The 14,359-nt window shown below is 37.2% G+C and carries 14 protein-coding genes and 1 pseudogene; 12 read left to right on the plus strand and 3 right to left on the minus strand.

The window, feature by feature from the left end; genetic code table 11:
- Window positions 1-90 precede the first annotated feature (90 nt).
- The 4 genes from infC (at window position 91) to ABXH06_RS17125 (ending at window position 2,746) form a co-directional block, all read left to right on the plus strand.
- On the plus strand, window positions 91-645 hold the full coding sequence (infC, locus tag ABXH06_RS17110) for a translation initiation factor IF-3 (RefSeq protein WP_303454656.1): 555 nt from the start codon (window positions 91-93) through the stop codon (window positions 643-645).
- 155 nt (window positions 646-800) lie between these two features.
- Complete coding sequence (gene rpmI / locus ABXH06_RS17115) at window positions 801-995, plus strand: 50S ribosomal protein L35 (protein WP_303454659.1); 195 nt, start codon at window positions 801-803, stop codon at window positions 993-995.
- 15 nt (window positions 996-1,010) lie between these two features.
- Window positions 1,011-1,367: a 50S ribosomal protein L20 gene (gene rplT / locus ABXH06_RS17120; protein WP_184422580.1), complete on the plus strand. Its 357-nt coding sequence runs from the start codon at window positions 1,011-1,013 to the stop codon at window positions 1,365-1,367.
- A gap of 275 nt (window positions 1,368-1,642) precedes the next feature.
- The gene (locus ABXH06_RS17125; RefSeq protein WP_353518997.1) at window positions 1,643-2,746 is read left to right on the plus strand and encodes a phosphoribosylaminoimidazolesuccinocarboxamide synthase; all 1,104 of its coding nucleotides are present in this window, start codon (window positions 1,643-1,645) and stop codon (window positions 2,744-2,746) included.
- An 85-nt stretch (window positions 2,747-2,831) separates the two neighbouring features.
- Here the strand turns inward: ABXH06_RS17125 and ABXH06_RS17130 are convergent, their stop codons facing one another.
- Window positions 2,832-3,467 carry a GNAT family N-acetyltransferase gene (locus ABXH06_RS17130; protein WP_353518998.1) on the minus strand — a complete coding sequence of 212 codons (636 nt, stop codon included), beginning with the start codon at window positions 3,465-3,467 and terminating at the stop codon, window positions 2,832-2,834.
- A gap of 198 nt (window positions 3,468-3,665) precedes the next feature.
- Here ABXH06_RS17130 and ABXH06_RS17135 point away from each other — a divergent pair.
- The 4 genes and pseudogenes from ABXH06_RS17135 (at window position 3,666) to ABXH06_RS17150 (ending at window position 7,840) form a co-directional block, all read left to right on the plus strand.
- Window positions 3,666-3,919, plus strand: a pseudogene (locus ABXH06_RS17135) (hypothetical protein).
- A gap of 207 nt (window positions 3,920-4,126) precedes the next feature.
- On the plus strand, window positions 4,127-5,107 hold the full coding sequence (pheS, locus tag ABXH06_RS17140; RefSeq protein ID WP_353519000.1) for a phenylalanine--tRNA ligase subunit alpha: 981 nt from the start codon (window positions 4,127-4,129) through the stop codon (window positions 5,105-5,107).
- Window positions 5,108-5,119: 12 nt separating this feature from the next.
- Window positions 5,120-7,546, plus strand: a complete 2,427-nt coding sequence (gene pheT / locus ABXH06_RS17145; protein ID WP_353519001.1) for a phenylalanine--tRNA ligase subunit beta — start codon at window positions 5,120-5,122, stop codon at window positions 7,544-7,546.
- Between the two features lie 3 nt (window positions 7,547-7,549).
- Entirely contained in the window at window positions 7,550-7,840 is a 291-nt protein-coding gene (locus ABXH06_RS17150; RefSeq protein ID WP_303454674.1) for an integration host factor subunit alpha, read from the plus strand.
- Window positions 7,841-7,923: 83 nt separating this feature from the next.
- On the opposite strand, the gene ABXH06_RS17155 is transcribed toward ABXH06_RS17150, so the two are convergent.
- Window positions 7,924-8,457, minus strand: a complete 534-nt coding sequence (locus ABXH06_RS17155) for a DUF2937 family protein (protein ID WP_353519002.1) — start codon at window positions 8,455-8,457, stop codon at window positions 7,924-7,926.
- Between the two features lie 150 nt (window positions 8,458-8,607).
- On the opposite strand from ABXH06_RS17155, the gene ABXH06_RS17160 reads away from it, so the two are divergent.
- From ABXH06_RS17160 to ABXH06_RS17175, 4 genes are all read left to right on the plus strand, one after another.
- Window positions 8,608-10,392 (plus strand): ABCB family ABC transporter ATP-binding protein/permease, encoded by a 1,785-nt coding sequence (locus tag ABXH06_RS17160; protein WP_353519003.1) that lies wholly within the window; start codon window positions 8,608-8,610, stop codon window positions 10,390-10,392.
- The gene (locus tag ABXH06_RS17165; protein WP_353519004.1) at window positions 10,392-10,973 is read left to right on the plus strand and encodes a DUF1415 domain-containing protein; all 582 of its coding nucleotides are present in this window, start codon (window positions 10,392-10,394) and stop codon (window positions 10,971-10,973) included. Before ABXH06_RS17160 ends, ABXH06_RS17165 begins: the two co-directional genes overlap by 1 nt.
- Window positions 10,974-11,175: 202 nt before the next feature.
- On the plus strand, window positions 11,176-11,964 hold the full coding sequence (locus ABXH06_RS17170) for a YciC family protein (protein ID WP_353519005.1): 789 nt from the start codon (window positions 11,176-11,178) through the stop codon (window positions 11,962-11,964).
- 154 nt (window positions 11,965-12,118) lie between these two features.
- Window positions 12,119-12,940, plus strand: coding sequence for a glucosaminidase domain-containing protein (locus ABXH06_RS17175; RefSeq protein ID WP_353519006.1), 822 nt, complete (start codon window positions 12,119-12,121; stop codon window positions 12,938-12,940).
- Window positions 12,941-13,040: 100 nt separating this feature from the next.
- On the opposite strand, the gene ABXH06_RS17180 is transcribed toward ABXH06_RS17175, so the two are convergent.
- The gene (locus tag ABXH06_RS17180; protein WP_353519007.1) at window positions 13,041-14,333 is read right to left on the minus strand and encodes an NCS2 family permease; all 1,293 of its coding nucleotides are present in this window, start codon (window positions 14,331-14,333) and stop codon (window positions 13,041-13,043) included.
- Between the last annotated feature and the right edge of the window lie 26 nt (window positions 14,334-14,359).

Raw genomic sequence — 14,359 nt, forward strand, 5'->3', positions numbered from 1 at the left:
AGTAGTAAAATAACACCGATATTATTTTTATTAATCCAACATCTAATAATAATGAATAGATAACGTTGGAACAAAGTTCTTTGGAGGAACATGGCTATTAAAGGTGGACAACGTGGCGGGCAGAAAGAGCCAGCACATCGTTTAAATGAGTTAATCACAGGTATTCCAGGCAATGAAGTTCGTTTAATTAAATTTGACGGCGAGCCAGGTGGCATAGTTACATTAGATGAGGCTATGGACCAAGCGGATGAAGCAGGTGTAGATCTTGTTGAAATTAGCCCAACGGCTAAACCTCCAGTGCTTAGGGTGATGGATTACGGAAAATTCTTGTATGAAAAAGCCAAAGAACAGAAAGAACAGCGTAAAAAGCAGAAACAAATACAGGTTAAGGAAATAAAATTCCGTCCTGGTACAGATGAAGGCGATTATCAAGTGAAATTACGTAGCTTGAAACGCTTTTTAGAGGATGGCGATAAAGTTAAAGTAACTTTACGCTTCCGTGGTCGCGAAATGGCCCACCAAGAGCTCGGCTTAGATCTTTTGAATCGTGTTAAAACTGATTTAGAAGAATTAACAGTAGTTGAGTTTTTCCCTCGTAGAGCGGAAGGACGACAAATGGTGATGGTTTTAGCACCAAAAAAATAATCAATATTCGGTAAATGCAAGTAGTTAGTTTCTTTACAGAAACTAACTCACCGATATTGTTTTTAACGGGTAATATTAGGCTTGAAAGTAAAATTAATTTTATATTAGTTTTCGCCTAAGTTACTAAATTTCAATGGCAATGTGGAGTAATTTCAATGCCTAAAATGAAAACAAACAAAGGCGCTGCTAAGCGTTTTAAACCGACAGCTAACGGCTACAAATTTAAACAAGCGGGTCTACGTCATATTTTGACTAAGCGCCGTACAAAAGTTAAGCGTCATCTTCGTGCTAAATGCATGATCGCCGCTTCTGACATCAAGTCAGTTAAAAAACTTTTACGTCACGGTTAATAGGAGAGATATAAAATGGCTAGAGTAAAACGCGGTGTTGTAGCACGCGCACGTCATAAAAAAGTTCTAAAGCAAGCGAAAGGTTACTACGGTGCTCGTAGTCGCGTATATCGCGTTGCTTTTCAAGCTGTAACTAAAGCTGGACAATACGCTTACCGTGACCGTCGTCAACGTAAACGTCAATTCCGTCAACTTTGGATTGCTCGTATAAATGCAGCAGCTCGTCAAAATGGTTTATCTTACAGCCGTTTCATCAATGGCTTGAAAAAAGCTTCGATTGAAATCGATCGTAAGATCCTAGCTGACATCGCAGTATACGATAAAGCAGCTTTCTCTGTATTAGTTGAAAAAGCGCAAGCTTCTTTAGCATAATCGCTGAGTAAAAAGTTAGTGAAAAGGACGCCTTGCCGCGTCCTTTTTCTTTTTTATTCATTTTTACCTTGTTCTTTAACTTACTTTCTGCGTTTTAAAGTACTCACTTAATAAATTAAGCTCAGTGCTTTAACCTTGAAATTAAGCTAAATACCTTTGTAAAAATGGTTTAAAATATATCTTTTATTTTAGTTAATTATATCGAATTCTATTTTAGAATTAGAAAAGATCTTATTCGCTACAGTTAATTACATTTACACTTAAGGTGAAATTCCATGAGTCTTGCAGATCAAGTTTTAGCGGTAAATAACGATTTACCTATTCGTACTGATGCGCCAGTACACAGCGGCAAAGTACGTTCTGTTTATTGGTTAACCGCAAAGGACAGTGCACGCCTTATTCAAGAAAAGAACTACGATGTTGCTTTAGATACACCGTTGGCAATTATGGTGATCAGTGACAGAATTTCTGCATTTGATTGTATCTGGCAAGGTGAGGGGGGGATGAAAGGTGTTCCCGGCAAAGGCGCGGCGTTAAATGCTATTTCTAATCATTGGTTTAAATTGTTTAAAGAGCAAGGTCTTGCTGACAGCCATATTCTAGATATCCCACATCCGTTTGTTTGGATTGTACAAAAAGCCAAACCTGTGATGATTGAAGCAATTTGCCGCCAATATATCACCGGTTCAATGTGGCGTGCTTATAGTAAAGGCGAACGTGATTTTTGTGGCATTTCGTTACCAGAAGGTTTAACGAAAGACTCTAAATTACCAGAGCTATTACAAACCCCGTCCACTAAAGGCATTTTAGAAGGGATCCCAGGGGTGCCAGCCGTTGATGACGTGAATATTACCCGTCAAAATATCGAAGAAAACTTCAGTTCATTTAATTTTAAGTCAGTTCAAGATATTGCTTTATATGAGAAATTACTCACTCAAGGCTTTAATTTAATATCAGACGCCTTAGCAAAACTCGATCAAGTCTTTGTTGATACAAAATTTGAATTTGGTTACGTTAAAGACAAAGCAGGTAATGATAAGCTTATTTATATGGATGAAGTAGGTACGCCTGATTCTTCACGCATTTGGGACGGCGAACAATACCGCAATGGTAAAGTAGTTGAAAACTCTAAAGAAGGCTTCCGTCAATTACTTCTGAATCACTTTCCAGATCCCGATATTTTACTCAATAAAGATCGTATGGCTGAACGTGAAGCACTTGCCCGAGATAATAAACTGCCTGAATCGGTATTAATGGCGGTTTCAAACACCTATACTGCTATCGCCGAGAAAATTACAGGCCAAAAAATTGTCTTGTCAGAGAACCCTAAAGCCGAGATTATTAAAATATTAAAAGAGCAATATCAATTAGTAGATTAATTTCAGTGTAGGCTTATTTTACTTAAGCTTAATTTCACTAGTATTAAAAAAGCCCTTGATTCAAGGGCTTTTTTATATCGAAATTTTAATTTTTTAATTTATCGGGCGCGGTAATATAAAAAGAGAATGCTAACGGTTCATTTAACAATGCTTCATCTACTTGATATTCAATAAAATTATTGTGATCAAAAAACTCACTCAACTGTTCACTGGTGGTTTCATCATTTTCTAATTCAAGTTGTTGATAATAAGCTTTAACTTCTTGTTCTTCACAGTGCTCAGCATCAACAAAAAGTTTCAAGGGCATAGTTAATGCGGTAATTGATTGGACTTTTGGGTAATGTTTTGCAATTTCTTCCAGTAAAAGCTTAGCGATACCTTGATTCCGATAGGCTGGTAAGACACTGATTGCTTCAAGTAAGAGGTGAGTTTTCGCTTTTTTAACATCGGCTTTTACCGATAATTTTTCGCAAAACTCAGCCGTTAAATTTTGCCCTTTAAAGTATAAATTTAACGGTAACTCCCAATCGGTCGCGCCTTCTTGTTCATCGATTAGTGCATAGCTTTTTAAGGCATCACGATGTTTATTTAAAGTGATAAGTTCAATTTCAGCTTTAGCAATAATCATGTTATCTTGGTTTAACACATTGATTTCTTGTATTAATTGCCAATCTAAGACACTTTTTATTTCGGGTTTATTAAATTCAACTTGTAATGACATAGTGACTCTTTTAGGTTTTTTGATGGGTTTATGCGGTGCCAAACATTGATTGACTGTAAACTTGCTTATGCATAATTTTAATTAGTCGCATTTTAGCATTGTTTTAAGGCGAATTAACAAGGTGTGAAGATTAATTATCAAATACTATTTTCTCATAGCATTCTTTTGTTTGTAGTCATGCGCTTAGGCTAAATTTAAATGACGGAAAAACGGTTAATTTTTTTATTAAAAACATCAATATCATTGGCATGTGTCTTATACTTTTAGGGTTATATTTTCATCATTACAGCGATTACATGCAATCGTTAGGTGTAACGGGTATTGTCATCAGCGCAACATGTATGGCGTTAGGCTTAGTTTTTTCTCTCCCAACGAAAATGTATTTAACTTTTTTATTAGTTAAAAGAGAACAAGAAAAGCACATTTCAGATCTAAAAAATTCAGCCAAATAATTATTCAAACGTAAAATTAAATCAACTGACTATTCTTAAATCGCTTTTGAAGCATAAACGATACCGATAATAAGGGTAATTTATTTAAAAAAACCGTTATTTCCTCTACATTTCCAATAGGTTTTTGTGTAGAATCAATGACCATTTTTATTAATCAAATCAGTCTACCCAAAGCCTAGTTTTCACAGGTCGGTTTCAGAGGAACGCATGAATTTAGACGATATTATTTTGCAAGCAGAACAAGCCATTGCTGCTGCAACAGATCCAACGGAGCTTGATCAAGTTCGCGTTAATTTTTTAGGTAAAAAAGGTTTGTTTACCGAACAAATGAAAGGTTTAAGCAAACTACCTAAAGAAGAGAAGCCAAAAGCAGGACAAGTGATAAACCTTGCTAAACAACAAGTGCAAAAGCTATTAACCGAACGTGGTGAATTATTGCGTGCAGAAGTGATTAAGCAAAAGTTAGCGGCTGAATCTATCGATGTGACCTTGCCAGGACGTGGAAATGAAATCGGTGGTTTACATCCGGTAACTCGTACTATTGAGCGTATTGAAAGCTTTTTCGGTGATCTAGGCTTTTCTGTAAAACAAGGTCCTGAAGTTGAAGATGATCATCATAATTTTGATGCGCTAAATATTCCGGCTCATCATCCCGCTCGTGAAGATCATGATACCTTCTATTTTAACCCTAAATTGGTTCTACGAACGCAAACCTCATGTGTGCAAATTCGTACGATGGAGCAAGAACAACCACCGCTAAGAATTATTTCTCCAGGTAAAGTTTATCGTAACGATTATGATCAAACACATACGCCAATGTTTCATCAAGTTGAAGGCTTAATGGTGGATAAAGATATTAGCTTTACTCACTTAAAAGGCATTTTACATGACTTTTTACATCACTTTTTTGAAGAAGATTTAGAAATTCGCTTTAGACCTTCCTATTTTCCATTTACTGAGCCATCAGCGGAAGTTGATGTGATGGGTAAAAATGGCAAATGGTTAGAAGTATTAGGTTGTGGCATGGTGCATCCTAATGTATTGAAATCTGTAGGTATAGATCCAGAAATTTATACTGGTTTCGCGTTTGGTATGGGGGTTGAACGTTTAACGATGCTTCGTTATGGCGTAAATGATTTACGTTCATTCTTTGAAAACGATCTTCGCTTCTTAAAACAGTTCAAGTAGGAAAAGCCAAAAATGAAATTTAGTGAATCATGGTTACGTGAGTGGGTTAATCCTACTATTTCTTCAGATGAGTTGTCTCATCAAATTACAATGGCAGGCCTTGAAGTAGATGCCATAGACTCTGTTGCGGGTGAATTTACCGGTGTACTTGTAGGTGAAGTGGTTGAATGTGGACCACATCCAGATGCTGATAAGTTACAAGTGACAAAAATCAATTTAGGTCCTGATTTTAATGACGGCGAATTAGTTGATATCGTTTGTGGTGCAAAGAATTGTCGTTTAGGTTTGAAAGTTGCCGTCGCTACTGTTGGTGCAGTGTTACCGGGCAATTTTAAAATTAAAAAAGCTAAACTACGTGGTGTACCGTCTCATGGGATGTTGTGTAGCGAGTCAGAAATCGGTTTAGCTGAAAGTTCGGATGGCATCATGGAGCTTGCTCAAGATGCCCCTTTAGGTCAATGTGTTCGAGAATATTTAGATTTAAATGACGTTAGTATTGACGTAGATTTAACGGCTAACCGAGGCGACTGCCTAGGCTTAAAAGGGTTAGCCCGTGAAGTAGGGGTTTTAAACAGCTTACCTGTGACAGAGCCTGTTATCAACAACGTGAACCCTACGATAGACGATAAGCTCTCAATCACTTTATCAGAGCCTAAAGCATGTCCTCGCTATTTAGGCCGTATCATTAAAAATATTGATGTGACTGCTCAAACACCATTATGGATGGTAGAAAAGCTTCGTCGTTGTGGCACACGCTCGATTGATCCTGTGGTAGATGTGACAAACTACGTTTTACTTGAACAAGGTCATCCAATGCATGCTTTTGATTTAAGCAAGATCGATGGTGGCATTAATGTTCGTTTTGCCAAAGAAAATGAGAAACTTGTCTTGCTTGATGGTAACGAAGTGACGTTATCAACTGAAACTTTAGTGATTGCTGATGGTGATACGAAAGGTAATGGTAAAGCGTTAGCTATGGCGGGTATTTTTGGCGGTCAAGATTCTGGTGTCAGTACTGATGGTGAAAATCAGAGTAAAGATATCTTTTTAGAAAGTGCTTTTTTTGCGCCATTAGCTATTTTAGGTAAAGCGCGTCAATATGGCTTACATACAGATTCGTCTCATCGCTATGAACGAGGTATTGACCCTGAGTTACAACACAGCGCTATGGAGCGCGCGACACAATTACTGTTAGATATTGTTGGTGGTGAAGCAGGTCCTATCGTTGAAGCAGTGAGCGAAGATGATTTACCAAAAGCTAAAACAGTGACATTACGCAGAAAAATGCTAGATGCTCGTATTGGTTATCACATTGATGATGAAAAAGTGACAGAAATTTTAACGCGTTTAGGATTTGAAGTTAATTTTACTGATAATACGTGGACAGTGGTTGTTCCAGCATATCGCTTTGATATTTCAATCGAAGTAGATTTAATTGAAGAAGTTGCTCGTATTTTTGGTTATAACAATATTCCCAATATTTCTCCCAAAGCTACGTTAACGATGCGCGCGCAAAAAGAAATCAATTTACCTGTTTCTCGTTTACGCAATACGTTAGTAAATCGCGGCTATCAAGAAGCGATTACGTATAGTTTTGTTGACCCGAAAATACAAAATTTAATTCATCCAAACCAAGAGGTAATGACACTACCGCATCCTATTTCAAGCGAGATGTCAGTAATGCGCCTTAGTTTATGGACAGGTTTATTACAATCGGTGGTATATAATCAAAATCGTCAGCAAAATAGAATTCGATTATTTGAAACTGGTTTACGTTTTATTCCTGATGAAAGTGCTGAAAATGGTGTACGTCAACAAGCGATGCTTGCTGGTGTGATCACAGGGCAGACCAACCAAGAACATTGGCATATGGAAAAAGCTGCAGCTGATTTTTATGATATTAAAGCTGATGTTGAAGCGTTATTAGCGTTAACAGGTGACTCATCTGCATATCAATTTTCGAAAGCAGAAATTGATGCGCTGCACCCGGGTCAAACCGCGGCAATTTTCCGTAATGGTAATTTAGTAGGCCACGTTGGTACCTTACATCCTGAATTAGAAAGGAAATTAGGACTAAATGGCAGAACATTAATTTTCGAACTATTATTGTCGGAAATTTCAACACAAAACATCCCTGAAGCTGCCGAAATATCACGCTTTCCAGCCAATAGACGTGACATTGCTGTTATCGTTAAAGAAGACGTTGAAGCAAAAAAAGTGTTACAACTCATTGAAAATGTTGGCGGAAATAATTTAGTTGATCTAAACTTGTTCGATGTATACCAAGGCAATGGTATTGACGCTGGATTTAAAAGTTTAGCGATTGCTTTGGTTTTACAAGATCATGAAAAGACTCTTGAAGAAAAAGATATTAACGATGTCGTTAATCGTGTGGTCGATACATTAAAACTTGAATTAGATGCATCACTGAGGGATTAAGCAATGGCGCTAACCAAAGCAGAAGTAGCAGAACATTTATTTGAGAAAGTTGGGCTGAGTAAGCGCGACGCAAAAGATATGGTTGAAGTTTTCTTTGAAGAAATTCGAGAAACACTTGAAGCAGGAGAGCAAGTTAAGCTTTCTGGTTTCGGTAACTTCGATCTTCGCGTGAAAAGTGAACGCCCAGGGCGTAATCCTAAAACTGGTGAAGATATTCCTATTTCTGCGCGTAAAGTGGTTACTTTTAGACCCGGACAAAAATTAAAAAGTCGTGTAGAAGACGGTAACGGTTAGTCGAAAAAACTCACCACACGATAAATTGATGAAAGGTTGCAATGATAGTTGCAGCCTTTTTTGTCTTTGGTAAGAAAAACAAATTAATGGTTATTGGTGAGGGTAAGACCATTTTTTTGTTTGTGTAGGTATCGTTTTATACAACCAACACAAATGAAGTTTACTAGAACAAATAAAAAAGCAATCACAGCTCCGGTACTTAATGCATTTATAGTTAGTGGTATCGCTAACTGATAAAACTCTGCTGTTTTCTTCAACAGTTGAGGATCAAAGTTTAAAGCAAATTGTGTTAATTGCTGGAAATAATCATTAGTATTAAGCGAAGATAGATGGTTCGCTAAGTACTCTGTGCGTTGTAATAGTTGCTCAATGACCTTCGCACTATCAACAATCATTGGCTCTGAATTCTCCTTATACTGTTTAATTAATAAAGAAATTTCCCCGTTAAAGTATTGTTCAGCTAAGGCTTGGTAGCTTGATAATTGCTGTTTTGATTCTTCTAAATGACCAGACAATCTTTGAATATATTGATTAATAAACTCAGGTAATTGAACGCCAAGAATGAAGGTTAAGGTAAACATGCAGCGATCAACTAGTGTATTAAGGAAAGTTATCATAGAGGAGAATAAAATACCTACAAAGCTATTTGAGACAATAAAATTACCACAGTAAAATCATCAAGTCATGTTTTGCTTTTAGTTGTAAAAGACAAGTAAACTCGTTAAAGTTCAATTCCCTGCAAGTTATCTGCTCAGGTTTTCCGTAATATGCGTCGCTCTCATCAACCCGAACAAGAAGTAACCACCTTTAATTGGCATGTGGTCAAAATGCTGGTGCCGTATTTGTTAGAATTTAAAATGCGTATTTTATTCGCCTTGTTATGTTTGATTTTAACCAAAATTGCTAGTGTATATTTGCCATTTATTTTAAAAGATATTGTTGATACGTTAGATACTCAACAGGAAAATCGTATTTATCTCGTGCCATTTGCTTTAGTTGCTGCTTACGGAGTGGTTCGTTTAGCCATTGTATTATTTGCTGAAATTCGCGATACGTTATTTGGTCGAGTCACTGAACGTGCAATTAGACGTATTGGTTTAAAAGTTTTCCAACATTTACATCAATTAGACTTAGATTTTCATTTAAATCGGCAAACTGGCGGATTATCTCGTGATATTGACCGAGGTACTTCGGGCATTAGTTTTTTAATGCGCTTTATGGTATTTAGCGTTGTTCCCACATTGATTGAAATAGTGATGGTTGTCAGTATTTTATTGGTTAATTATGGGCTTTGGTTTGCTTTGATCACGACCTCATCTATTGTTTTGTATGTTCTTTATTCAGTGTATGCCACCAATTGGCGTACAAAATATATTCGCGCAGCGAACAAAGCCGACTCATCGAGTAATACGCGAGCGATTGACAGTTTATTAAATTATGAAACGGTTAAATATTTTACCAACGAAGCCTATGAAGCCAATGCTTATGACAAGCAACTTGCCGATTGGGAAAAAGCCAAGATGCAAAATCGATTATCTTTGTTTGCATTAAATGGTGGTCAAGCCGTGATCATTTCATTGTCAATGACTGCCATGCTAGCCCTTGCGGCCTATCAAGTCACCCACGATAAGATGACGATAGGTGATTTTGTTTTAATCAATGCTTTTATGATGCAATTGTTTATTCCATTAGGTTTTCTAGGATTTGTTTATCGAGAAATCAAAGGGTCTTTAGCTAATATAGAGCAAATGTTTACCTTAATGGGCAAAAAAGCCAAGATTGAAGATCAGGAAAATGCCGCTGAATTAACTCTTGTTAAAGGGGAAATTCGTTTTAATCAAGTTCATTTTGCTTATCAAACCGAGCGGCCAATTATTAAGGGCTTAAGCTTTATTGTACCGGCAGGACAAAAAGTTGCAGTAGTCGGAGAAAGTGGCTCGGGTAAATCTACTTTAGTTAAATTGTTGTTTCGCTTTTATGATTGCCAACAAGGTGACATCACTATAGATGGGCAAAAAATCGATGAGGTTAGTCAACATTCTTTGCGCAAAAATATTGGCATAGTGCCACAAGACACTGTGTTATTTAATGAATCACTGTATGAAAATATTCGCTATGGTAATACAAAAGCAAGTAAAGCGGATATTGACAATGCTATTAAACTTGCTCATTTAAGTCGATTTGTTGAATCATTGCCTAAAGGAGTTGATACGGTGGTCGGTGAGCGAGGATTAAAGCTTTCAGGTGGTGAAAAACAACGAGTTGCCATAGCTAGAACGATTTTAAAAAATCCTGCTATTTTAGTCTTTGATGAAGCCACTTCATCACTTGATAGTCACTCCGAGCAAGCGATTTTAACGGCCATTAAAGAGGTTAGTCAAAACCATACTAGCTTAGTGATTGCCCATCGTTTATCAACAATTACCGATGCTGATCAAATTATCGTGTTGCATCAGGGGGAATTAGTTGAGCAGGGCGATCATCAAACCTTGTTGGCAAATCAAAGTCATTATTATCGTATGTGGCAACTACAACAACACGCTAACCAATAATGGCGTTAATACACGGTTCAGGAAATGCAATGCAAGATAACAGTCATCCCGCGATTTTAAAAACACAGCAATGGTTAGAAAAAGTAATTATTGGCTTGAATTTTTGCCCGTTTGCTAAAAAAGAATTTGTTAATAACACTATTCACTATCAGGTTTGTTCACAAGTAAGACTTGAAAAAGCACTCGAAGAGTTTGCGCAACAATGTGAGTATTTAGAAAATAATCCGACGATTGAAACAACGCTGATTGTCTATAGCCTTGGTTTTAGAAACTTTGACGCTTATTTAGATTTAGTTGATTACGCGAACGAACTACTGTTTGATTTAGGCTTTGAAGGAGTCTTTCAGATCGCTAGTTTTCATCCTGATTATGTTTTTGATGGTGAAGATGCTGATGATGCAGCTAATTTTACTAATCGTTCTCCTTTGCCCATCTTGCATCTACTTAGGGAAGAGAGCATGAGTAAAGTGCTTTCTGTTTATAATAAGCCGGAACAAATACCAGAAAACAACATTCAGTTAGCGCGTGAAAAAGGCAGTCAGTTTTTCAAACAAATCTTAAAACAAATTCATCGACGATAATATCACGCTCATTTACTTTGCAGCGTTAAATAAGACGTAATATGTCAGGTAAATCTATCTTGAAGTTAAAGAGAATAGTCGCTGTATCTGTGTTCATAAAATAAATTTCCAATCGGGTATTTCTATTGGGTATAATAGCCCTTTGGTCTGTTGTTTTTTATGTTTTTTGACCAATTTAAGTTAAATAAAATTAAGGTGATGTGTGGAAGAGCGATCAGTTTTACAAGTAGGTGGTAGTTTAGAAAAGGCCGTTAAAGGTGAGTACAGCATTGATGTAAAAGCCATTTTAGCCGAAGCGTGGGCGACAACCAGTAAATCACGTATCGCGATAAATGTCGGTTTACTGTTTACTTTATCTATTGGCATTGTGATTACTTTAATCATTAGTCAATATTTAGGTGGTATAGAGGAAGTTTTCAAAAATCAACAAAGTAGCGCCTTATTAAACATTATAGTGACCTTAGTGGTTTACCCTTTTTTAGTTGGGGTAGAGATGATGGGGGTTTTTCACGCAGTCGGTTTAAAAACCAATCCTAAACTCGTGTTTGCATTTTTAAAACGAGGCAGTTGGGTCGCCATTTGTGCTTTATTAACCTCAACGCTGGTGACAATGGGGATTACCTTATTTGTTATTCCCGGTATTTATTTGGCAGTTGCCTTATCGTTGGTTTTGCCATTGGTAGTTGAGAAACGTTTCTCACCATTAAAAGCGATCACACTGTCATTACAAGCAACCCGATTCCAGTGGTTTAACCTTTTCGCTATTTACTTAATATTGTTTTTTCTTTTAATTACTGTCAGTTTACCTTTGCTTTTATTAGGGAATGGTTCAGCGGCATTGTTAGGTGGCGTTGTGACTATGTTTGGCTTAACTTATGTGGCACCACTTTTTTATAATGTGAAAGGGATCTTATATCGTGAAATCTTTGGCATGCAACTCAGTATTGCAAAAGGTAGCGCTAATGATATTGATACAACGTTCACCGCGTAATCGCATAGTCAGTTGTACTTAAAACTATTAGCAGCTTTTATGACGGTTATTTGTTTAGCGATAAATCATTTATCAAGCTGATCTAAACAATAAGAAAAATTCAAAATACAGCAACGTTAGTTTCAGCGTTAGATTATGTATAGAGGAGGAGTTAATGAAAAAAATGAACATCGTAATTTTTGCCTTAGGAGTGGTCTTTCTCTATATGTTAATCAAACCATTCACTGAGCAAGAAAAATATACGGCGATTGCCTCTAAAAAAACCGACAAAGCTGTCGGTCCAATTAAGAAAGTTGAAAAGCCGCTACATGATGTAGATTTGCCAAAATTTAGCAAAATTGTTGATATCAATAAAAAGAAAAAAACATTTTTTAATTTTTTACGCCCTGAGATCATCAAAGAAAACAACCGAATTATTAAGCGACGGAAACAAGTCATTGCTATCAATAATAAGCTCAAGGCTAATGAAGGCTTAACCGAAGAAGAACAAGCTTTAGTTGCAAGTTTTGTTAAACAGTACAAAGTTAAAAACGCGCCAACCTTGACCCAAAAAGTAGAAAAGCTTTTAACGAAAGTGGATATTGTCCCTACGGCATTAGTGTTAGTTCAAGCGGCAAATGAATCTGCATGGGGCACTTCAAGGTTTGCAAGGATCGGATTAAACTTCTTTGGTATATGGTGCTTTAAAAAAGGTTGTGGCATGGTGCCTAATAGTCGTGATGAAGGGTTAGATCACGAAGTTGCGGCGTTTACCTCGGTAGAAAAAGCGGTGAAGCATTACTTACATAACATTAATACGAATCAAGCTTATCAAGTTTTTCGTTCGATCCGCGCACAACTCCATGCAAATCAACAACCCCTGACAGCAGAAGTTTTAGCTACCGGATTATTGCCATATTCAGAACGAGGAAGTGATTATGTCTTAGAAATATCAGAGATGATCAGACATAACAAAAAGTATTTTAAAAACAAATGATTATTTGCGTTTCTATCGTTATAAATTAAGTTAATAGAAACGCAAACTCTTTCACGGCATTTTACTCACCGTCATTCATTTATCCGCATAAAAGCAATACTTAAGCAAAAAAGATAAATTTTACTAAAAATAATAACGCTAACAAGCAGACACTGATATTAAGCTCTTTAGTGTGGCCACTAAATAACCTTACAGCGACATAACTGATAAAGCCAAATGCAATGCCATGAGCTATCGAAAACGTTAGCGGCATAGTGATACAAATAACTGCAACCGGCACGGCATCAGAGATATTATCCCATTTTACATGAACAAGTCCTGCTAACATCAACACCGCCACGTAAAATAATGGGCCAGCCGTTGCATACGATGGAACCATAGCCGCTAAAGGAGCGAAAAACAACGCCAATAAAAATAGTACGCCAACGGTAACCGCCGTCAAGCCCGTTCGACCACCAGCAGCAACACCTGCCGTGCTTTCGACATAACTGGTGGTGGTTGATGTACCTAACATACTACCCGCGACGGTAGCCGTTGAATCTGCTAATAATGCTTTTCCTAAACGGGGGAAGTTTCCTTTGTCATCTAAAAGATTGCCTCGTTGAGCAACGGCAATTAATGTCCCAGAAGTATCAAATAAATCGACAAATAAAAAGGCAAAAATCACGCTTAACATGCCCACTTCTAGGGCACCTGAAATATCTAATTGCATCAAGGTAGGCGTAACCGAAGGGGGCATTGAAATGATGCCAGAATAATCAACCTTACCAAAAAGTATACTTAATATTGTGATCAGTAAAATAGAGATCATCACCGCGCCGTTAATATTTCGATTAACCAGCCCAACAATAATAAATAAGCCTAATGCCGCCATGACCGCAGAAAAGGCAGTAATATCACCAAGGGTTAATAGCGTAGCTGGGCTATCAATTACAATTCCGGCATTTTTAAGTGCAATAAAAGCGAGAAATAACCCTATACCTGCAGCGATGCCAAAACGTAATGAGTGAGGAATGGCATTAATGATCCATTCTCGAATATTAAATAAACTTAATACAATAAATACACAACCAGAGATAAAAACACCCCCTAATGCCACTTGCCATGTATAGCCCATTTCTAAAACAACGGTATAAGTGAAAAAGGCATTCAAGCCCATTCCTGGAGCAAGGGCAATTGGGTAATTGGCAATAAATCCCATAACAAAACAACCAATTGCGGCAGCAACACAGGTGGCTACAAAAATTGCTCCGTGGTCCATGCCACTATCCGCTAGCATGGCAGGATTAACAAAAATTATGTATGCCATGGTTAAAAAGGTGGTGATGCCAGCAACGACTTCTTGCCTTAGGGTGGTGTTGTGATCTTTTAGCAAAAATATTTTTTCTAACATTAAGGGACCCTTCACTTATTTATATT

This window comes from Thalassotalea sp. SU-HH00458 (assembly GCF_040362795.1).
GTDB lineage: Bacteria > Pseudomonadota > Gammaproteobacteria > Enterobacterales > Alteromonadaceae > Thalassotalea_H > Thalassotalea_H castellviae.